Consider the following 21,553-nt stretch of genomic DNA (forward strand, 5'->3'; position numbering starts at 1 on the left):
CGCAAGCCCCAGTTTGGATTAGCTCCAAACCGGTTTTCTAAAAATGACTATGATGCTATGATGAGGGATTATTAAAATATGGGTGAAAGAAACTTATACAAATAAAATTGTAACAGCCGTCCATAGTACTGCGGCTATTCCGGCTGCGAATGTGGCCTGCGGTATCTGTGTTTTTACATGGTCCATCAGATCTGCTCCGGTACACATCGAGCTTAACACGGTTGTATCAGAAATCGGCGAGCATTGATCCCCGTAAACACTTCCGTCCATTACAGCCGCGAAACATATCATCATATACAGTTCGGGATGAGTGACTCCCTGTGCGTTTGCAACTGCCCACGCGAGAGGCATTGCCAGAGGAAATGCAACAGCATATGTTCCCCAGCTCGTCCCCGTACTAAATGAAACGGTCATCGTGATCAACTGTAATAATACCGGCAGTACCCAGAATGGGAGTGAAGACCCGAGCAGTTCAACCAGGTATGTACCGCCTCCCGTCTCCCTACTTATCGCACCGATCACAATTGCCAGCATTAATATGACCGAGCCCCCCACAACTCCCTTTAACCCGTCGACAACTCCTGTCATAGCATCAGTGATCCGCATTCCCCTTATAAGCGCAGTGAATATTGCAACAAGCAAAGCAACACCAAACGCCAATCTGATCTGAGGAGAACCTGATGAAATAAAAGTTCCTATCGCAATAATTATTATCAGCGCCAGCGGAATAAAAAATTCCAGCACGTTGGGTTTATATCCTGCAGGGATTTTTTCCATGTGGAGCTCTTTTGCACTCAACGGATGAGAATCAGGTGCATCAAGTTCACCGGTAGTTCTCGCGCGGTTAATAGCCTCTCTCATTTTTTTTCCAAGGAACATCGGTTTTTCTATACTGAGGAAAAATGTACCGGCAATCGCAAGTATGGCGTAAAAGCAAAATGGGATAGATTTAAAGAAGAAAGCAATACGATCTCCTTCCGTTAAAAGGAATGGAACTCCCGCAACGAAAATAAAAGCTTGCACGTATCCGGGCCACGCATTAAAGGCAAGGAGGGATGCAACAGGAGAAGCTGTGGAGTCCACTATATAGGACAGCTCTTCATGGCTGACACGTTGCTTGTCGGCTATCGGTTTCACTGTGGTACCTACAAGGACAGTGCTCACGGTTCCTCCCTGGAAAAATACTACCCCAAGGAGCCATGATATCACTTTAGCGGACCGCGGTCCTTTCACAAAATGCTTCGTCATCATCTCCGCAAAGGCCTTGGAGGCTCCTGTGCGTGACCATATCCCTAGTAAACCTCCAAGAAGCCATAGATACAATATCAAAATTCCAGCCGCTGATTCGGTGCTCAAATTTGGGATCAAAACTTTTTCGGTGATATCATATTGCCGTAAGATCAAAGCTCCGGAAACAACTCCAGCAAAAAGCGCGCTAATAGGCTCTCTAGTTTGCCAACACAATAGAATAGCAACAAAAGCCGGAAGTAGCGACCAAAAGCCGAAATGTTTTTCTGCAATGAGCTGGTAATAGGTTCTCTGGGAAAGATCCTCGGGACTCACCTCAGGAGGGACCTGATACACAAAATCTTCTTCCACGGATGGATCCCTTCCTGCATTTATTGCTGCTGTGAGAGAGTCCGGGCTGAGCGGTGACTCCTTAATATTTTTTGTGGATTTAAGATACTTTGGCTTTTCTTTATAGATAAAATACTCTTTTCCTTCCTTATCTTTTTGAATATCGAGAGTAACCTGCTCCACGACCCACGTAGGCGGAACATTTTCACCAATGTAGAAAGAAAGTATGATGCTAGCTATAAATATAAATGCCGGGATGCCTTCGAGTATCTTCATTAACGAAGATTTTGTAAGCGAATAAATTTACTAAATATATTTTTAATTGGTCACAATTGCAATTAACTTGAGGAAAGGCTTTTGAATAGCACAACATTAGTCGATGGGTAAATAATATTCCAATTATTCACTTTAGCAATCAATTCAAATGTTTCTTTAGAATAAAAGCAGACGTGGGTTTCATCGCGTATGTACCACCACTCATCAAAGTCGATCCCGCCTGAATAAATATTGGTCATAATACCAAGAATACCCGGTTTATTGAGCATCAATGAAAGTTGTTCAAATTCTTTTGCGGGATTGTAAAAATGTTCAACAGTCTCAATGCACGTAACGAAGTCATACTTTTTTTTCAATAAGCGCTCATCTCTATGAAAGAATGGATCATAGTTTTTTACTAGGTATCCAATCCTGCCAAGAATATGTGCAACCGGATTCGCTTCCCCGCTCCCATAATCAAGCCCGTTATCTTCCGGTTTTAAATATGGTAATAACGAGTCCGTCAATGTTTTGATATGAGTAATATATTTTTCATCGGTAATGTCATTATTGTGAAGGCTATAACGCTGTTTTTCATCTTCTGGCGAAAGAAAGAAAAACTTATCCAGAAAAATAAGACAGCATATATCACAACGGTAATAAAGTTTATTGTTGGCATGTGAAAATTCGGAAATGGAACTAGAATTACAAAGTGGGCAGATATTTGCCTCTTCAATCAACTAGGCTGAGGTAACAGGTTCGCGACGGTGTTCTGCGCTCATACACTCTTTCGAACAAGAGTGTTTGAATTTCTCATCGCACTCCTCACAACAGAAAAACTGCATGTTGCAGTCCATGTGGGCGCAATTAATGTAGCGATCACAGGGTTTTCCGCAGTGACGGCATTTCGCAATCACGATGTCTTCCCCGGTAAAATTCACAGGAACAGAGATACGTTCATCAAAGACATAACATTTGCCTTCAAAATATTTTCCCTGTGTGTCTGGATGTTGGGAATATTTAATTATGCCTCCGTGAAGCTGGTTTACGTCTTTAAAGCCTTCCCTGACAAGAAGCCCAGTGAACTTTTCGCAACGAATCCCCCCGGTACAATACGCAAGTATCTTTTTATCCTTAAACTGCTCCATGTTCTCTTTTATCCATTGTGGAAACTCCCTGAATGATGCTACATCGGGACGTATGGCATTTCTAAAGTGTCCAATATCATACTCATAATCATTGCGCGCATCTATTATAAGGACATCATCTGTCTCAAGAGCCTCCATAAATTCCTTTGGTGAGAGGTGGTTACCGCTTATCTCATTTGGATCCAGGTCATCCTCGAGACTTAGAGTAACAATTTCCTTTCTGTAACGGACAAATATCTTTTTGAAAGCATGCCCGTTTGATTCATCAATCTTAAATTCCATATCAGAAAAGCGCGGATCCATGTGAAGTGCTTGCACATAAGCATCACATTGATCGGGAGTACCGGAGACTGTTCCGTTTATTCCTTCATCTGCAACAAGTATCCTTCCCATTACACCAAGAGCTTTACAAAACTTCAGATGCCTTTTTGCATATGTTTCGGCATCATCAATTTTGATGTATTTATAATAAAGCAGTATCCGGTATTTTTTATCGCTCTTTCTCAACATTATAAAGTTGATTCATCAACCTGGTCCAGCCATTCACCTACTTTTGCAACGGCATTCTTTACCGTTTCAGCTTCAAACGGTGAATTAAGTCCTGCCAGTTCAACTAGGTTTAGGAATGACATACTCCCACCAGCATTACAAAGGCGGAGATAATCTTCCCAGGCTTTATCCCTATTTTCGAGAGATTTTATCCAGAACTGGTACGCACATATTTCAGCCAAACAATAATCTATATAATAGAACGGGAATCTGTAAACGTGTGTCTGTGCCTGCCAAAAACCACCTCTATTTAAGAAGTCATTGTTTTCGTAATCCCTGTAGGGCATATACTTCTTCTCAATTTCGCGCCACTTTGCTTTTCGTTCAGCAGGTGTGGCTTCCGGATTTTCGTAAACAAAATGTTGAAACTCATCAATGGAAACTCCATATGGGATGAAGGCAACAGATCTTTCAAGGTGAATAATTTTGAACTTCTCAGCGTCTTCTTTAAAGAAGAACTTCATCCATGGCCATGTAAGGTATTCCATGCTCATAGAGTGAATCTCACAAGCTTCGAGAGTCGGATGAGAATATTCCGGTACCGGGAAATTTCTGCTGGCATAAGCCTGGAAAGCATGTCCGGCTTCATGAGTAAATACACGAATGTCATCGGATGTTCCGTTCATATTTGCAAAAATAAATGGCACTTTATAATCCGGAAGGAAAGTACAATATCCTCCAGTAGCTTTTCCTTTTTTGTTATAAAGGTCCATCAATTCCTTATCAACCATAAGATTCATAAACTCTTCAGTCTCCGGAGAAAATTCCTTATACATCTGCTTAGCATTAGATATTATCCATTCAGGATCGCCTTTTGGGGTAGGGTTACCTGTATGAAATTGCAGATCAAGATCATAATAAAACATATTATCTATACCGAGACGTTTTTTCTGCTTTTCCTTTACTTTTAATGAGAGCGGTACGATATAGTTCAAAACATGATCTCTGAACTTTGATGCCTGTTCTGGACCGTATTCTGTCCTCCTCATCCTGTCATAGCCAAGCTGAATAAAATTTTTGTAGCCGAGCTTTTTCGCAATACGGTCTCTTACCTTTACTAGCTTATCATATATCTCGTCAAATTCAGTTTCATTTTCAGCAAAGAAATTCCATTTAGCTTCTGAAGCTCTTTTCCTTAGATCCCTGTCAGTAGAAGATGAAAACGGTGCCAGCCCTGCAAGATTCCTCTCTTCTCCTTCAAAATCTATTTTGGCAGATGCCATTAGTTTGACGTAACGTGTAACAAGCTGATTCTCTTCCTTCAAATCTTCTACAATATCAGGGCTGTATATTTTTACACCAACCTCAGCAAGTTCAAAAATGTAACTACCCCTTTTTTCTTCCAACTCGTTTCTGAACTTTGAAGCAAGTAGGGTCTTATAAAATCTATACATCATGCCTGCAAAAAGTGGCTTTACAGAGTCAAAATAATCATGTTCTTTTTCAATTTCCTCATTTGTGGTATCTATGGTATAATTAATAGAGTTAATCTCTCTCATGGTATTATAATGGCTTCGCAATTCGTTGATCTCTGTCAAAACACCATCTTGATCATCTGCAGTATTAGCTGATTCAAATTTTTCTATTAATGAGTCGAACTTCGTTTCGATATCATTAATGTCGGGTCTGCTGTAAGGGAATTCTCTAAACCTCATTCTGGATCCTTTCTTTCGTAAAGTAAATTTTGTTGGCTTTAAATTTTTTATTTACAGGTAAATTTTCAATATTATACGATTTTACTTGTAATGGTTTCATTCCAAATAGAAACCTTGTCACACTATTTCTTCTGACAATAAGATCATAAATAAGAATACATATAATAAGTGTAGCAGTACTTAAAAGCAGAAACTTCATCACAACAGGAATATCCCACTGTATAACATAGTAGGCAAGTATCACAAGCACAGTTTGATGTAATATATAAAACGGGTATATTCCTTCATTTGCATAACTTAGAAATTTTGTCTTAAAGTTCAGATACTGGCGACCGTAACCAAGTATAGCCATAACCCACGACCACGCAACAATTGTCTCTATAATCCAATAAGGGACATAATTCATATCGAATTCAAGATTACGTGAAAGGAACAATATTGTAAAGGAGCAAATAGCAATTATAAGAGACATTCTTCTCTGCCTTTGAATAGAATCCCACAATATATTATTTGAGCATATAATAAATCCATATAAGAAGAATAAAAAGAAGAACGCAAAGTTTGCTATATCATCAATCAGATTATGGAACCCCGTAAATTTATCCTGAAGTAATAGTTGGATTATCATAAGCGGTATTGCCAAAAGATAGATCCTTCCCTTCGGGGCAATGAATGTTGCCAGCTTTGCCAGCAACTTTTTACCGCCAGCAGATCTGAAATATAGGAAAACAGGCAATCCCAGAATCGAATATAAAAGCAGGTAACCTATAAACCAAAGATGATGCCAGCTAAAATCGCCGAGCGGATATAGACCTCCCTCAAAATATCTCTGATTAAATTCCAGATAACTCGAAAACTCCCAGCCGTGCTTTACCAATTCATAGTATATCTGTGGAGGAATAATGACCAATATTCCGAATATAAGCGGGATCAAAAGGCGTTTAAATCTCTCACGTGTGTATTGAAAACCGCTTCTGTAACTCAAGGCGAAAAGTGTACCTGCACCGGATATAAGGAATAGGAGTGCCATTCTCCAGTGGGAAAGGAACAGCGTCAATTCATCAAGAACATAACTAGTCTGAGTATCCTGCATAAAATACCATGACCAGCTTATAAATACCATCCCAGTATGAAAATACAACAACAATATTATTGCAATAACCCTGAGCCAATCAAGGTCATGCATTCGCTCCCTCTTTACGTTTCCGTTATTATCCATTTATTAGTCAGAAATGTATTTCATCTAAAACGTTAAAAATAATAAGCAGAATCCAAAATTATAAGTAAAAAATCACCCGTCAATCTCATTAATCAACGAAAAAGACGGGTTATAATTATTGTAATTACAGTATCTACTATAGGCTCATGTGTTCAACACCTGAAAGCCAATCTTCAACACTATTTACCATATCTTTAATACATTGAGGATCGAAAGGTGATTTCAGGTTTGCATATTTTACGAGGTCAAGGAATGACTGGCTTCCACCTGCTTTGCAAAGCTTAATATAATCTTCCAAGGCTTCCTCACGGTTTTCATTAGCCTTTTTCCAGAACTGGTAAGCACAAATCTGCGCCAGGCAATAATCTATATAATAGAAGGGCACTTCATATATATGACCTTGCTTCTGCCACCTGCGACCTTCGACAAGGGGCTTTATTCCGTCATAATCAATAAACGGCATATACTCTTTTTCGAGTTCAAGCCATTTCATTCTTCTTTGTTCGGGAGAGTCACTCGGATTTTCATATACATAGTGCTGGTATTCATCTACCAGACATCCATATGGCAGGAATAACATCGTGCTGGCCATATGAGCGTATTTGAATTTCTCTGTTTGATCACCAAAGAAGAGGTTCATCCAGGGCCATGTAAGAAATTCCATACTCATAGAGTGTATCTCCGCAGCATCGGAGGTAGTATCAAAATATTCTTTGATTGGGAAATGACTGCTGGAATAAGCCTGGAAAGCATGACCTGCCTCATGAGTAAGTACTGTAATGTCGTACTCAGTACCGTTCATATTAGCAAAGATAAACGGGTTCTTATATTTTGGTACGAAGTCACAGTATCCCATGTCCGCTTTGCCTTTTCGAGAATACAGGTCCATCAATCCATGATCGATCATGTAATTAAAGAACTTACCTGTCTCGGGTGAAAGCTCGTCATACATTTTCTTTCCCTGCTCAACTATCCACTCGGGATCACCTTTAGGCTGAGCATTCCCATTCTTGTAAAAGATCGGCATATCGTAAACTTTTAATTCGCCGAGCCCAAGACGCTCTTTTTGCAGTTCACGGAGTTTATTTGAAAGCGGAACAATGTGTTCTTTAACATACCCGCGGAAGCGGGCGACATCGTCAGCATTGTAATCGGATCTTTCCATTCTCATGTAAGCAAGATCTACAAAAGTTTTGTAGCCGAGCTTTTGCGCGATATCATTCCTGTTAGCAACCATCTTATCATAGAGTTCGTCAAAGGCGGTACCGTTCTCCTCAAAGAAATTCCAGTACGCTTCAAAAGCTTTTCTTCTTATATCCCTGTCGAGCGATTCAAAGTAGGGTTTGAACTCCTGCAGGTTAAGCTCTTTTCCGTCAAAATTTATTTTTGCAGAAGCAATCAATTTAAGATACTGGCTTCCGTAATGATTTTCTGTTTTAAGAGAATTTACCACTTCCGGATTAATAGTTTTTAGCAGCATTTCGGCAACATTGAAAAACTGTTTGCCATATTTTTGTTCTATCTGCAACCTATACTGGGAATTGACCAGAAGCTTGTAATATTCAGCAATTAACTCGGAATATTCGGGATATTTATCATCGAAATAGTCCTGTTCTGCCTGAAAATTTTCATCTGCAGTATTAACCGAATAATTAATAAAGGCAAGAACCCTCATCGAAATGAAATCTATCCTTAATGAATTTACTTTTTGGATAACAGCATCCTGTTCCTCAAATGATCCGGCTTTCTCGAACTCTTTTAGAAGTTCTCCCATATCAGCCCTAACTTTCTCCATGTCAGGACGAACGTATTCCATGTCTTTGAAATGCATTTTTACTGTATTTTAATAATTATTAAATAATTTTTAAATATCGCTAAAATAGAAAAATTATGCAGGGAAAAATTGCATCAATTGTTGCATAATACTACGAATTCAGTAGAAGAATTGTTTAGCTCCCCATAATTAAAATCGCCATAAATTTTCATTAAATTTAAGCCTGATCTCGCTATTAGATTTTCCAGTTCGTAGCGGAAATAGTATCTGAATGGAAACGAATCCTTTTCCGTCATCTCCTCACCGTTCTCATTCCATTTAAAAGTGAAAGTAATATTGATGATCTGGTTTATATTATCCGGGACAGAATCGAGATAACGCTCAACGATCTTTCCAGGAGCATACTCTGCCGAAAGTTCAAGTTTGTTTTCCACTACTTCTGTAATACGTTTCAAATTAGGGACGAATACGTCGAATATCAGTTTACCATCTGTATCGAGATGTTTTTTGATAGACTGCAGAGCACTTACCTGTTCATCGGGTGTAAGCAAATGCTGGAATATCCGGAACGGTACAATAATAAGTTTAAATTTCTTGCTAAGGTCAAAGTCTCTCATATCAGCAAGTGAGACCCTGTGTTGTTCCGATTCGGGAAGCTTCTCTCGCAGAATTTCGAGCATGTTTTCGCTTATGTCTATCCCGTAAATATCCGCGCCGCGGTTCAGTGCTTCGACAAAGATACGCCCGGTACCCACTCCGACCTCCAGGACGGGACCGCCTGCTTTTACAATCTCATCAATATAAAATTCCCGGTCGACAGGTGTACGCATTTTATCGTAAACCGAATCATAAAACCTGCTTATCGTTTTGGAATATTCGTGCATAATTATTTTTTATACTTATTTAATTTGCGGACACTTTTAGTAATAGCCTTCCACTTCTTTTTTTCTGTGATCATAGCCCGCTTATCATTTCTTCTTTCAAAATACATCGCTTCACGCTTTAGCTTAAGGTAGCTTTTGTACCTGTCCTCATCGATCTCACCGGATTCAAGCGCTTCCTGTATTGCGCATCCCGGTTCATTTGTGTGTGTACAGTCTGAGAATTTGCACTTGTGAATAAGCTCCTCTATCTCATCGAATGCCTGTTCCACACCCCTCTCACCTTCCCACAGCTGGATCTCTCTCATACCCGGAGTGTCTATTATCATACCTCCTTTAGGTAGCAGAACGAGCTCACGGTGAGTGGTCGTATGAGTACCTTTATCTTTGTATTCTGTTATATTGTTTACTTTCATCTTCTCTTCACCGAGAAGAGCATTTATCAGGGTTGACTTACCGACACCGGATGACCCCATTACGGAAATAGTTTTGTCACCTTCGAAGTATTGTTTAAGTTCATCGAGACCCTCACCGGTTAAAGAGCTGACTACATGGACAGGTATTTCCTTTGAGACCGTCCGCACATCGTTTTTCATTTGTTCAATGTCTTCGCAGAGGTCCGCCTTACTGAGGACGACAACGGCATTCACATTACTTTCCGATGCGAGAACCATATACCGCTCGAGACGGCGGAGATTAAAATCCTTATTGAGCGACATCATAAGAAATACAGTATCAATGTTAGCGGCTATGACCTGCTCGACAGTCTTTACACCTGCTTCCTTGCGGGAGAACTTGCTTTTGCGAGTGAGAAGTTTTTGTATTATAGCTTTATCCTCGTCAGGAAATAGCCGAACTGCTACCCAGTCACCGACGCACGGAAAACCATCCTCAATAATACCGTCTTCGATCTCATAGAGCATCTTGCCGGATAATTCTCCTGTTACTTCACCTTCCGTAGTGTGCAATAAGTAATTGTTTTTATTTCGTATGGAAACACGAGCAGGAGTAAGACCGGATTCAGAGATCCGGTCAAATTCCTCCTGGAGAGTTTCATTCCAACCGTAATTATTCAGATTCATTTATTGGTTTTAATTTTCTAAATCCAAGCGGTGAACAAGCTCGCCATAAAGTATCTCTCCTGTATCTTTAAATCCAAGAGAGTGATAAAAATTCTTTGCTAACTCATTCCCTGGCTCAAAGCTTAAATAGATAGCCGGAGGGTTATAAATTTGTTTCAGCAATTCGATTGCTACTAACATGGCTTGTTTTCCAAAACCTCTGCCCTGGAATTGCTCATCTACCATTAATCGAATTATCCAGACTTCATTTTCTTTCTCTGGATTGGTACCATACATTAAGAAACCAACTAATGCTTCACCGGCATAGATTGCTTTAGGGCTGAAATTATCATAAACCTTTGACTCAGCTATCGAATAGACGTTTGGAGAAACAAAGGTCTTCTGATGTTGTTTAACTTTCAACTTAAAAATATCAATTAAATTATCTTTAGTTATTTCCTTAAGCTTAATATTCATTTTACTGTTTTACATTTAACTCACCAAGAACTTCTTTCTCTCTTTCGTCGCGAAGCTGACGGGTGTAAAGATGATGATATAGACCTTTCTTGTGCATCAAGTCACCATGGCTTCCATCTTCGATTATCTCACCGCGTTTTACAACAAGGATGCGGTCGCAGTTTTTTATTGTCGATAGACGATGCGCAATTATAATAGACGTACGTCCTTCGATTATCTTTTTAATACCCTGCTGTATCTTTGCTTCCGCAAGAGTGTCAATCGAAGACGTCGCCTCGTCCATTATAAATATCCTCGGATTAGCAAGAATAGCGCGTGCAAATGAAACGAGCTGTTTCTCACCCATCGAGAGATTTTCTCCGCCTTCACCTACCTGTTCCTCGAGACGTGGAATGAACTCATCACCTCCCGCAAGACGAAGGGCTTCGACTATTTCGGCTTCCGTTGCGTCACCTCTTCCGTAAAGAACATTTTCCCTGACGGTACCCGAAAACAGGTGAGGTGTCTGTAGAACAACGCCTATTTGACTACGCAGACTCTTAATGGTTTTCTTCATTATGTCCTTACCGTCGATCTTAAGAATACCACCCGTTGGTTCATAGAAACGGCAGATAAGGTTTATAATTGTCGACTTACCGCCACCGGTCTCACCAACTAGCGCAATGGACTGACCGGCTTTTATCTTAAGATTGAGATCCTTAAGAACGGGTTTGTCTTCCTCATAATAGAACGAGACGTGATCGAAATCTATGTCACCGTTTATCTTTTCGAACTCGTCCGAACCCGGCAGATCATAAACAGTAGCGTCAGTGTCTATTAAAGAAAATATGCGCTCTCCTGCGGAGATGCTACCCTGCGCCTGCGCGTAAAAGCGGGATATATCCAGTATAGGTTCATAAATGAACGTCGCATATCCAAAGAACGCTGCCAGCAGACCTACAGTAATTTCACCCGGAAATTCTATCACCATGCTGCCGCCGTAATAAACTACGAACGCAGCAGCCACCGAACCGCCGAAAATTACGAGCGGATTGTACAGCGCCATGTAATAATCAGCCAGGAACGATGATTTTCTCATCTTCTCACTGAGAGAATCAAATTCCCTGCTTACGCGGTCTTCCTGCACAAGGCTCTTATTCACCTCGATACCGCTGATGTTCTCATTGAATGTTGCCGTTATCTCGCTATTGTACCTGCGTGCTTCACGTGAGAAACGCAGAATGAGCATGCGAATCTTTAACGAAACGAACATAAGCACCGGGATGGTTACGAGCACAATGAGCGCAAGCTTCCAGTTAAAGATGAGCATAGCGGTCGCAGAGAATATTATCATTCCCGTGCCCCAGATGAACTCAATCATACCCCACGAGATTAACTCCGTCACCTTATTGGAGTCGGAAGTTATTCGCGAGAGAAGCCATCCGAGCGCGGCTTTATCGTAATATGAGAAAGACAGCTCCTGCAGTTTTTCGAATAACTGCTGGCGCAGGTCATACATCACGTATTCCTGTATCTTTCCCGCAAATACAATAAAGCAGTACACACCGGTCGCAATAACAAGCCCAATACCCAGGAATATCCAGAAGTAATTCCATACTGCCGACATATCCGGTTCATATGGCTGACCGGTTGCGAGGGAATTTCTATATTCCCCAACCGAAGGCACAACCACATTATCGAGGAAGTTCTTCCATGTGATGGGCAGAAGGGCTTCAGCCCCCGCCACCACACTGACGAATACGATAAACCCGATGACCCAGCGCTTGTATTTCCAGCTATATTTAATGAGCCGTTTCATGAAAGGGAGGAGCGCTCCCTTACTTTTGTAGCTCTTTTCCTTTAGTTTTGACATTTTGATATATAATTAAAGTCATTGTTTTGTTTATTATTGAAACCTCTGGTTTCATTTCTTATTGAAACGCTTCCGTTTCGCTGCGTATCTCGTCTTCGACGGATACCTGAATATCGAATATCTTTTTATAGAATCCATCTCTGGCGATCAATTCATCGTGCGTACCCATATCGACTATCTTACCTTTATCGAGAACTATTATCCTGTCGCAATCCTGGATGGAAGTTATCCTGTGCGCAATGACGAAGGTCGTCTTTCCTTTCATCGACTTGCGCAGGGCTTTCTGTATCTCGAACTCTGTCTCCGTATCGACAGATGACGTCGAGTCATCCAGTATAAAGATGTCCGGGTTCTTCAGCAGTGTTCGTGCAATAGTGACCCTCTGCTTTTGTCCTCCGGAGAGCGTCACACCTTTCTCACCAACTACAGTCTCGTATGACTGCGGGAAAATATCGGTGATAATGTCGTGAATGCTCGCGTCCTTTGCCGCCTCAATGACTTCATCCACGTGAGTCTCAGGAACACCGTAAGCGATGTTTTCCTTAAGCGTAGTGGAAAACAGGAACGGTTTTTGCAATACTACGCCCATTCTTTTACGGAGAAACTCCTTCGAATAATGATCGAGCTTTACACCGTCGAGAGTAATTTCACCCTTAGTAGGTTCGAAGAACCTCATAAGGAGAGAAATTATCGTTGACTTACCTGCCCCTGTTGGACCAAGAAGCGCGATCTTTTCGCCGGGCTTCACCTTGAAACTTATTCCATTGAGAACGTGATCTTCTTTGTCACCTTCGTATCTGAAAACAACGTCTTTGAATTCGATCTCTCCCTTTACATTATCACCTTCGTTTATCTTACCGGTATAATCTTCAGCCTGTGTATCGAGAATTGAGAACATCCTCTTCATCGCAACAGTGGTCATACCCATCTCGCTCACGAGTTGTCCGATACGCCTCACAGGCCATATCACGAACATCGAGTAAGAGTAGAACGCCGCTAGTTCCCCGGGTGTAATCTGCCCGCTGAGCGTAAAGTATCCGCCTGCCAGCACAGAAACCGCTACCTGCGTGTACACTATCGTGTCGGATATCGGCCAGAAGAGCGAGTGAACTTTTGTGAGCCTGATGCCCCATTCCCTCTTAGCTGCGTTCTGGGCAGTAAATTTCTCTATCTCGTAATCTTCCTTAGCAAATGCTTTCACTACACGAATACCAGAGAGATTTTCCTGAACGAGTATCGAGAGCTTATCCTGCTCCTTCTCGTGCCTGTCCCATATCTCGCTTTCTTTTTTGAAAAAGATGATCGAGCCTATAATTATTAACGGGACCAGCGATATAGCAATGAACGCATACGCCGGCAATATTGTCATCATCATAAAGAATGATGTACCAAATATCGCAAGCATCCTGATCATATCGACTACCTGTGTCGAAGCGAACTTCCTCACCGTCTCGACATCACCGGTACACCTCTGAATCAATTCACCCGTTGGTGTTTTCGAATGATATGCGAGAGGGAGCGCCTGTATGTGCGAGAACAGTTTATCCCGGAGCTTTTTAATTGCCTTTTCAGTCGAACCGGATGTGATCGCACTCGATGAGAAAGAGAACATACCCCTGAAAAGTGATATCACCAGGAATATAATTCCCAGGTCGATAAGTATAAGATGGAAGTTCTCGATCTTCAGCTCCGGTAATACCGAATAGAACATATTTGTAATTATGTCATTAGATTTCAAAACTTCCGCATTACCGCTCTGGAAGAAAGAAATTATCTTATCTATCGCTATCTGCAGGACCCTTGGCTCCAGCATTCTGATAAACGTAGATATTATCAGGAGAAAACCAGCAAGCAGGTAGTAATACTTCCACTTTCCTAATATTCTAAAAAGACTTTTTATATTATTCATTGCTATAAGATTAAAACTTTTCCAAAAAAAAACCGCGAACACTTTCAAGTATCCGCGGTTTTTGAAACTCTTTGTTCTTAGTGACTTATCTCTTTTGTACTCCTTTCAAGTTTAAAGAGATATCTCTAAACCACGGATGGGCGTATTGATCCCCGGTAAGCACAGGGATAAATCCAATGACGGATTTCGCCGTATATTTTAATTGATTTCTGATCATTTTATTTGGATCAACTCCTCATCAAATTAGTTTAGTGGTTTAAAGATATACAAATATATTCAGTATAAAACTAAAATTCAACTTGTCTACAGAAAAAATTTTAAAAAGTTTTCATTCCGTGTAAAAATCGTTATAAATTTTTTCAATGTTACCGTTTAATAACGTCCGTTGTTTACATTTTCAATAAAGTATGTTTGAAAAGTTTTTCCATTGAGAGGATAACCGTCATCTTTCATTAATATTTAAGATAATATTCGTCACCGGTGTGTGTATTCAACAGACACAGCACATCAAATTTAAAGGACGGTTTTATGTTCCATTTAGTCAAAGTATTATCCTAGCATTAATTTGAGGGATGAATAAAAATAGAGATAAAATTATTAAGAGTGGATGCTTCATTTAGGAAATGATACGCAAAGGAGGGATAAAAAGTTAAGGCGGCATAAGCCGCCTTTTTTAAACTATTTTACTAACATCATCTTTCTGCTTTCGGTAAAACTTTCCGATCTAAGTGTATAAAAGTACACTCCGCTCGAGAAAGCGGTGGCATCAAAATCAACTGAATACATCCCGGGAGAATAATTTCCATTTACGAGCGATGCAATCTCCCGCCCGGCAATATCAAATACTTTCAACTCCACGTACCCGGATCTTGCAACGTCATAATTTATTTTCGTAACAGGATTAAATGGGTTAGGGTAATTTTGATAAAGTGAATATTTTTGAGGAATCTCCGTTCCCAGCTGGCTCACACCGACAGAGAGGCTTTGACCTTCTACAGCCTCATAAAATTTATTCACCTCCGTATTCCCGTAACGGTCAATCGTTCCGGAAGGCCACATAATTATCACGGAATCAATAGAGTTTGAGTTACCAAGACCAATGTGCTGTTCTAGATTCTGACTGCAATAACCATCCTGTCCCATAACCGTCCTCACCTGGTAAACTGCATTACCATTAATTACAGATCTCACTTTTATAACCGCTCCAATACCGGACCTGTTGGATGTCGTACCTTTACATTTTATACTCACCCATTTATTACTGCTTGTGTCATCATTTCTGAATAATACGTTATTCTGACTGCCGGCTCCCGATACCCTGGCGCCGAACATATCCAGGTCACCGTCTTTATCATAATCACCCCAGCTGTGTCCGTATGTCCAGCCAAGGTCATTAACAAGATCACCATCAACAATCTTTTCAAACGAAAGACTACCGTTTTCTATCAATAAATTTTTATAGAGAAGATTTTTTAATGCCGATGCGCCATATGACGTAGTTACAAATAGATCGAGGTCACCATCATTATCATAGTCTATCCATGAACTTGTCGAAGATCTGTCTGCAGTCTGAACAACAGGACCAGTAGTAACCTTTGCGAATGTCTTATCGCCGTTATTGATATATAAATTATCAGATTGTCCCCAGTTTCCGACGAATAGATCCATATCGCCGTCATTATCAATATCTCCCCAGCTCCCGGTCCATGAGCTGGCAACATCATTTACGATATCACCGGCGGTTATTTTTACAAAATAACCGCTTCCCATATTTTCATATAGATTATTCTTCTGATTATTCTCATTACAAACAAAAATATCCTGATCACCATCATTATCGTAATCTATCCAGGTAATACCGCGGGAAGTGAACGTTTCGGATACTGCTATGCCCGTATCGATCTTGATGAAATCACCGCTTCCATTATTCATATAGAGATAGTTATTGAATGGAGGGTCGCTGTTCGTTACATACAGGTCAAGGTCACTATCATTATCATAATCTCCCCAAGAGCAGGTTTCGGAGAAACCGCCGTCAGTAGAGACTATACTTGTATTCATAAATGTGAATGTCCCTGAGCCGTCATTTCTATAAAGTAAATTATTCTGCCCGTACCAGTTTACCACACATACGTCCGGATTCCCGTCATTATTATAGTCTCCCCAGGAAGCGCCATCAGATTTCCCGTTATCATTTACCAGGGGCTGACCTGTAATCTTAGTAAATGTCCCATCCCCGTTATTATGATATAGAAAATTATTCTGACCTGCGGAGGGTCCGTTGGTCACATACAGATCGAGGTACCCATCCCCATCATAATCTATCCACGTTACCGCTCGTGAATCACCACCGTCCGTGACTTCAACTCCGGAGGTAATCTTGGTGAATGTCTGCGAGTTTGCCAAAAAAGGCAAAAGAAATGAAATAATTAATAATAAGTGTCTCATTTGTTAAAATTTATTTTTAGAACAATACTCCTTATACAAATCTATTTGCTAAGTACCCGACATCAAAAGAATTTTCAGTACTATTCATAGGTTTCTATTTGAAACTTTTCCATCTTATTAGACGAATTATTATAGTACAACACAAATTAGCATAGTATTCTATGAACCCATCAACTGAGTTATTCAATCTGATAAAGAGTATGGATAAGTCTGAAAAGAGGTATTTCAAGCTTAGCTTCTCAGGCAGGAAAAATTCCAACTTTCTGAAATTATTCGATGAGATCGAATCACAGGACAGTTATAATGAAAAAGTAATAAAAGAAAAGTTCAGTAATGAGAAATTTGTAAACCAGTTAACTTTCACAAAGAATTATCTCTATAATAGTATACTGAATTCACTTATCTCCTATAACCGTGTAAACTCATCCGAGACACGACTAACAGAAATGGTGATCAAACTGAGGATTCTATTTGATAAGGCATTATATCCTCAATATTTTAAAATGCTTGTGAAATACAAGCAAAAGGCTATTGAATATGAAAAATTTTATATTCACTTAGAGATTCTCCGACTTCAAAGACTGATCAGTGAAACCCGGAAATTTAGAATAATTGATCAGGAACAGTTATACATCGAGGAAAAGGTTATCCTAAAAAAGATTGCAAATCTCGGAGAGTATTCAAAATTGTTTTACAATTCAAAGAGACTAAGAAGAAAAGCTGGAATTAGCGGGAAGATCGAAAACATAAAACAAGCTGATAAAATATTAAAGCATAGGCTCCTCAGCAACGAAAAAAATGCTCTCTCCTCTCAAGCCAGAGAATACTTTCACCATATAAGATATGTACTTTACTCTATTAAAGGAGATGAACAAAAGCGGTATGAATCCTGCCGGGAAAGGCTCGAATGTATAGAATCCAACCCTAAACCCTTTTTGGATGATATAGTAAACGTTAGAAAAGAGACGCTGTTTGCACTTGCTGAACTTACCATTGAAATGAACAACACAAATGAGTTTAAAAATCATCTGCAAAAGTTTCTTATTTCAAACAACTCTAACGAAGTAATAGAAAGAAAAATAATCTCGGATTACATCGACTTGAGACATATCATGCAGAATAATTTTTTAAAGAACGGGGAAAACGTAATCGAAAGAGTGGAACAAAAGCTTGTTAAGCACAAAGGTAAGCTCGACAAAGATATGGAACTGGAAAGTATGTTTATGATCGCAAAATACTATTTTTATAAAAGTAATTTCGATATTGCACTTACAAAAAATAACGACGTCCTTTCACATCCTGTCATAAAATACCGACATGACATATATATCAACTCTAAATTATTAAACATAGCACTGCATTACGAACTAGGCAACATATCACTTGCCGAATATCTTATCGATTCTATGAAAAAAATGCTTCGCCATGATACAGAACAATACAATGATGAGTTAAAAACTTTAAGCCTTGTCAATAAGTTAGTGCTAACCCATGGACATAATGTATCGGATAAACAAAATGATATAAAAACTGAGCTGGAAGAACTTCAACAGAGTGCACTAAATAAAAATGTTGGATATTATTTCAACATTATAAAGTGGGTAGAGAGTAAACTTGAGATACTCCAAACAGCTAAGCCTGAAAGGCCTTATAAACAGGGTGTTTTAACAAAAAAAGCGACGGGATAATACCCATCGCTTTTTTTAAAACTAGACTTCAGACCATATTACTTTGCGCGCTGCAAAGCCCTGATGAGTTGAGCCTTTTTCATTTTGTGACGTCCGCTGATTTTTTTCCTCTTAGCAAGTCTAAGAAGTTGATCAACAGTCATCCCTGCCATACCGGTTGCTTTTTTCTTAGCAGCCTTCTTTCTTCTAGCAGGAGCTTTCTTTCTTCTTGCAGGTGCTTTTTTTCTGGCAGGCCTCTTAGCTGCTTTTCTCCTTGCAGGTTTCCTTGCCGCTTTTTTCCTGGCAGGCTTCCTTGCAGCTTTTTTCTTGGCAGCTTTCCTTTTGGTCTTAGCCATGTTTTGTCTCCTTTAATTGGTTTGTAAAGAACCTTCTACAAATTTAAAAAATTTAATTTATTAATACAAAGTATTTTTTCTGCAAGTGAAATTTTTTTCTCTTGTTAAAAAAAGAAATTGATGTACAAAAAAATTTTATAAGGAGATGTCGCCTCTAAGAAAAGTAACTGCTCTTCCTTTTAAGAGGACACGGCTGTCGTTCATTTTTATTTTTACAACACCGCCTCTTTGTGATGCTTGATATGCAGTGAAGTAATCACGACCGGTCTTTTGCATCCAATAAGGACCTAGTGAGCAGTGCGCGGAGCCAGTAACAGGATCTTCATTAACTCCCTTTGACGGTGCAAAGAATCGGGACACAAAATCATATCCGTTACCGCTTGACTTAGCTGTAATGATAATCCCGAATTTCTCAAGCCCCATAAGGGTTTCCAAGGATGGGGAAACATTTCTTAATTGTTCTTCAGATTCCAGTTCGCAAATGTAATGATATTCCGCCTCAGCAAAATTTACTGGCGTTACCTTAAGAGCTTCGATAAGTTTTTCATTCGGAGACACGTCTTTTACAGTGTAAGCAGGGAAGTTCATTTCGTATTCACCATTCTCATTTGTAACAGAGAGCAAACCGCTTAATGTATGGAACCGTGCTTCCTCATTTTGTGATAACATTCCCTGCTCCCAAAGTATATGAGCAGTTGCAAGCGTTGCATGCCCGCATAATTGCACTTCAACTTTCGGTGTAAACCATTTTAAACTAAATCCTTCATCAATCTTTTTTACAAAGGCAGTCTCAGAGAGGTTCATTTCTGCAGCAATAGAGAGCATAATATTTTCAGGCATATCATCATCTAAAATACAAACTCCGGCTGGATTGCCGGAGAAAAGTTTATCAGTGAAAGCATCTACCGTGAATATCTTCATTATCAAATTATTTATTTTGTTCGATCAATGTTCTTATTGCGCCTTCAATATTCAGCTTACCATATCCCCATTTATTATTTGGAAGGTCATCCCCGGTAAACCTGTCTTTTGAAGCTGAGCTGTAGATAAGTTGTTTGAATCTTGGGTTATCCAATGTATTATCATATTGAAGAAGTAATGCCGCTGTTCCTACCACGTGTGGAGCGGCTGAACTGGTTCCGCTAAATATCTGGTAGCTGTAATTAGTCGCAGTAGAGAATGTAGTATGCCCCGGAGCCACGATATCGACCCCCAGCCGTCCATTGATAAGGGGTCCTCTTCCGCTGTAACTGCAAAGTTTACCGATCTCATCGCCCGGGTAGAAGGGGAAATTAACCGTATAAGCACCAGTAGAAATAAGGCTGTCCGCCGTAGAAGGGAATGTAACCGTATATACCTCTGAAATTTTATTGGATTTCCAGTGCGAATTTCCATCCCAGCCCTGGGAGACATCAACAACATACCCCTGTAGCTCCAACTCCTTATCCGTACTCACATTTATCTTCCAGTCACCCTTTACGCTTCCGGAATCTTTCTCCGAAAAGCCAAATCTGAACATTGCTGTACCCTTCGATGATACATCCCTCGAATAGAATATATTGTAATCTCCAACCCTAATAAAGCCTGAGCCGTCCCTTAATTCATCACTTTCCTTACCATCCGGGGTTTCTATCGTGATTACCGGGTAAACATTCGGATCACGCCACAAAATAGACGGAAATACACCGTCATTTACCTTACCCTCGGCGCGAGAGGGGCATTCTACTACATATGTCCTCTTATCTCCAGACTGTAGTTTATCATAAATATGCATTTTCCCGTCTGCAAGATTACCTGCCCCCCCAACCACTATAGTGCCATTAAGAGCCATCTGGGTAGTCAACCGCTCCTCTTCTGTGGATCCGTCCATGAATTCCCAACACCACTCACCATCTTCAAAAAGCAGTATATCCGGATTTTCTTCAGCCATGAAGCCAACCAGTTCCGGGAAATTCCTAACAAATCTTGGTGTATAGTCATACTTTATATTAGCAAATATCATCTCAGCGTTCGGGGCGATTCCGTGAAGCTTCTGCACACCATATGTACCACCCATTATAATACCGGCAACCCCCGTACCATGCCCAATCGAATCAGGTTCTGTATAGATCAGGTCCACACCGCGTCTGCGGATAGTACCATCCTTTTCACGGACTGCTCTAACCTTAGAGGTATGTAAAGCAGTAATTTTCTCACCTACCGATAGGGTGTTGTTACCATCGTCATCTCTCACTATAAAGAGCAATTCCCCGTATGTGGGATCCTGCTCGGTAAACCCGGCTTTTGGACCGAAATCTCTCTTTTTATTATTATTTGCATCATTATAGAGGAAATCAAAATTTGCCTCAAATTTCCTGCTGTTAGAGCCTATCATACCATATGTCTGGTCATTCATCTCTATATATCTCAATATCTCATTATCACTGGCAATACCGTCATTATCCAGATCCACCGCATCCTCACCCGGAACAAACTTACCGTCTCCATTGACGTCTATCCAGTTATAGTCTCCACCGTCGGCAAAGAAGAACATTGGGTGAAATACATCCACACCGGAATCCACATCACCTATTATTACACCTTTCCCGGTCAATACGTCACCATTCTTATCGTAAAATGTTTCGCTCAGCCTGGTTGTTATTATCATGTCGTCAGGATTGAACTGCCCAAAGACATTATATGATGATAAAAAAAGGGAAATTCCAACTAATATTTTTTTCATTA

Annotated in this window: 16 protein-coding genes; 1 reads left to right on the forward strand and 15 read right to left on the reverse strand. The window is 40.2% G+C overall.

The window, feature by feature from the left end; all coding sequences use genetic code 11:
* Positions 1 to 93: 93 nt before the first annotated feature.
* The 12 genes from H6614_13640 to H6614_13695 form a co-directional block, all read right to left on the reverse strand.
* Complete coding sequence (locus H6614_13640) at positions 94 to 1,854, reverse strand: sodium:proton antiporter (GenBank protein MCB9244713.1); 1,761 nt, start codon at positions 1,852 to 1,854, stop codon at positions 94 to 96.
* Between the two features lie 62 nt (positions 1,855 to 1,916).
* The gene (locus H6614_13645) at positions 1,917 to 2,573 is read right to left on the reverse strand and encodes a class I SAM-dependent methyltransferase (protein ID MCB9244714.1); all 657 of its coding nucleotides are present in this window, start codon (positions 2,571 to 2,573) and stop codon (positions 1,917 to 1,919) included.
* On the reverse strand, positions 2,574 to 3,491 hold the full coding sequence (locus H6614_13650) for a rhodanese-related sulfurtransferase (protein MCB9244715.1): 918 nt from the start codon (positions 3,489 to 3,491) through the stop codon (positions 2,574 to 2,576). It lies immediately after the preceding gene.
* A complete protein-coding gene (locus H6614_13655) occupies positions 3,491 to 5,185 on the reverse strand; it encodes a M3 family oligoendopeptidase (GenBank protein ID MCB9244716.1) in 1,695 nt (564 codons plus the stop codon). The genes H6614_13650 and H6614_13655 overlap by 1 nt, the downstream gene beginning before the upstream one ends.
* Positions 5,175 to 6,404, reverse strand: coding sequence for an acyltransferase (locus H6614_13660; GenBank protein MCB9244717.1), 1,230 nt, complete (start codon positions 6,402 to 6,404; stop codon positions 5,175 to 5,177). The genes H6614_13655 and H6614_13660 overlap by 11 nt, the downstream gene beginning before the upstream one ends.
* Positions 6,405 to 6,540: 136 nt before the next feature.
* Positions 6,541 to 8,235 (reverse strand): M3 family oligoendopeptidase, encoded by a 1,695-nt coding sequence (locus H6614_13665; protein MCB9244718.1) that lies wholly within the window; start codon positions 8,233 to 8,235, stop codon positions 6,541 to 6,543.
* A gap of 77 nt (positions 8,236 to 8,312) precedes the next feature.
* Positions 8,313 to 9,062: a class I SAM-dependent methyltransferase gene (locus tag H6614_13670; GenBank protein ID MCB9244719.1), complete on the reverse strand. Its 750-nt coding sequence runs from the start codon at positions 9,060 to 9,062 to the stop codon at positions 8,313 to 8,315.
* 2 nt (positions 9,063 to 9,064) lie between these two features.
* A complete protein-coding gene (gene rsgA / locus H6614_13675; protein ID MCB9244720.1) occupies positions 9,065 to 10,141 on the reverse strand; it encodes a ribosome small subunit-dependent GTPase A in 1,077 nt (358 codons plus the stop codon).
* Between the two features lie 9 nt (positions 10,142 to 10,150).
* Positions 10,151 to 10,597 carry a GNAT family N-acetyltransferase gene (locus H6614_13680; protein ID MCB9244721.1) on the reverse strand — a complete coding sequence of 149 codons (447 nt, stop codon included), beginning with the start codon at positions 10,595 to 10,597 and terminating at the stop codon, positions 10,151 to 10,153.
* Between the two features lies 1 nt (position 10,598).
* Positions 10,599 to 12,449, reverse strand: coding sequence for an ABC transporter ATP-binding protein (locus H6614_13685; GenBank protein ID MCB9244722.1), 1,851 nt, complete (start codon positions 12,447 to 12,449; stop codon positions 10,599 to 10,601).
* Positions 12,450 to 12,507: 58 nt separating this feature from the next.
* Positions 12,508 to 14,358: an ABC transporter ATP-binding protein gene (locus H6614_13690; GenBank protein ID MCB9244723.1), complete on the reverse strand. Its 1,851-nt coding sequence runs from the start codon at positions 14,356 to 14,358 to the stop codon at positions 12,508 to 12,510.
* A 678-nt stretch (positions 14,359 to 15,036) separates the two neighbouring features.
* Positions 15,037 to 16,806 (reverse strand): VCBS repeat-containing protein, encoded by a 1,770-nt coding sequence (locus tag H6614_13695; protein MCB9244724.1) that lies wholly within the window; start codon positions 16,804 to 16,806, stop codon positions 15,037 to 15,039.
* A 200-nt stretch (positions 16,807 to 17,006) separates the two neighbouring features.
* Here H6614_13695 and H6614_13700 point away from each other — a divergent pair, with 200 nt between their 5' ends.
* Entirely contained in the window at positions 17,007 to 18,494 is a 1,488-nt protein-coding gene (locus H6614_13700; GenBank protein MCB9244725.1) for a hypothetical protein, read from the forward strand.
* Positions 18,495 to 18,532: 38 nt separating this feature from the next.
* Here H6614_13700 and H6614_13705 read toward each other — a convergent pair whose 3' ends face one another.
* The 3 genes from H6614_13705 to H6614_13715 all read right to left on the reverse strand — a co-directional run bounded on the left by H6614_13705 (position 18,533) and on the right by H6614_13715 (position 21,551).
* Positions 18,533 to 18,829 carry a hypothetical protein gene (locus H6614_13705; protein MCB9244726.1) on the reverse strand — a complete coding sequence of 99 codons (297 nt, stop codon included), beginning with the start codon at positions 18,827 to 18,829 and terminating at the stop codon, positions 18,533 to 18,535.
* Between the two features lie 135 nt (positions 18,830 to 18,964).
* Complete coding sequence (locus H6614_13710) at positions 18,965 to 19,750, reverse strand: PhzF family phenazine biosynthesis protein (protein ID MCB9244727.1); 786 nt, start codon at positions 19,748 to 19,750, stop codon at positions 18,965 to 18,967.
* 7 nt (positions 19,751 to 19,757) lie between these two features.
* Positions 19,758 to 21,551: a S8 family serine peptidase gene (locus H6614_13715; protein ID MCB9244728.1), complete on the reverse strand. Its 1,794-nt coding sequence runs from the start codon at positions 21,549 to 21,551 to the stop codon at positions 19,758 to 19,760.
* Positions 21,552 to 21,553 lie beyond the last annotated feature (2 nt).

It is taken from the genome of Ignavibacteriales bacterium (assembly GCA_020635255.1).
Lineage (GTDB): Bacteria > Bacteroidota > Ignavibacteria > Tepidaquicellales > Tepidaquicellaceae > JAEYVS01.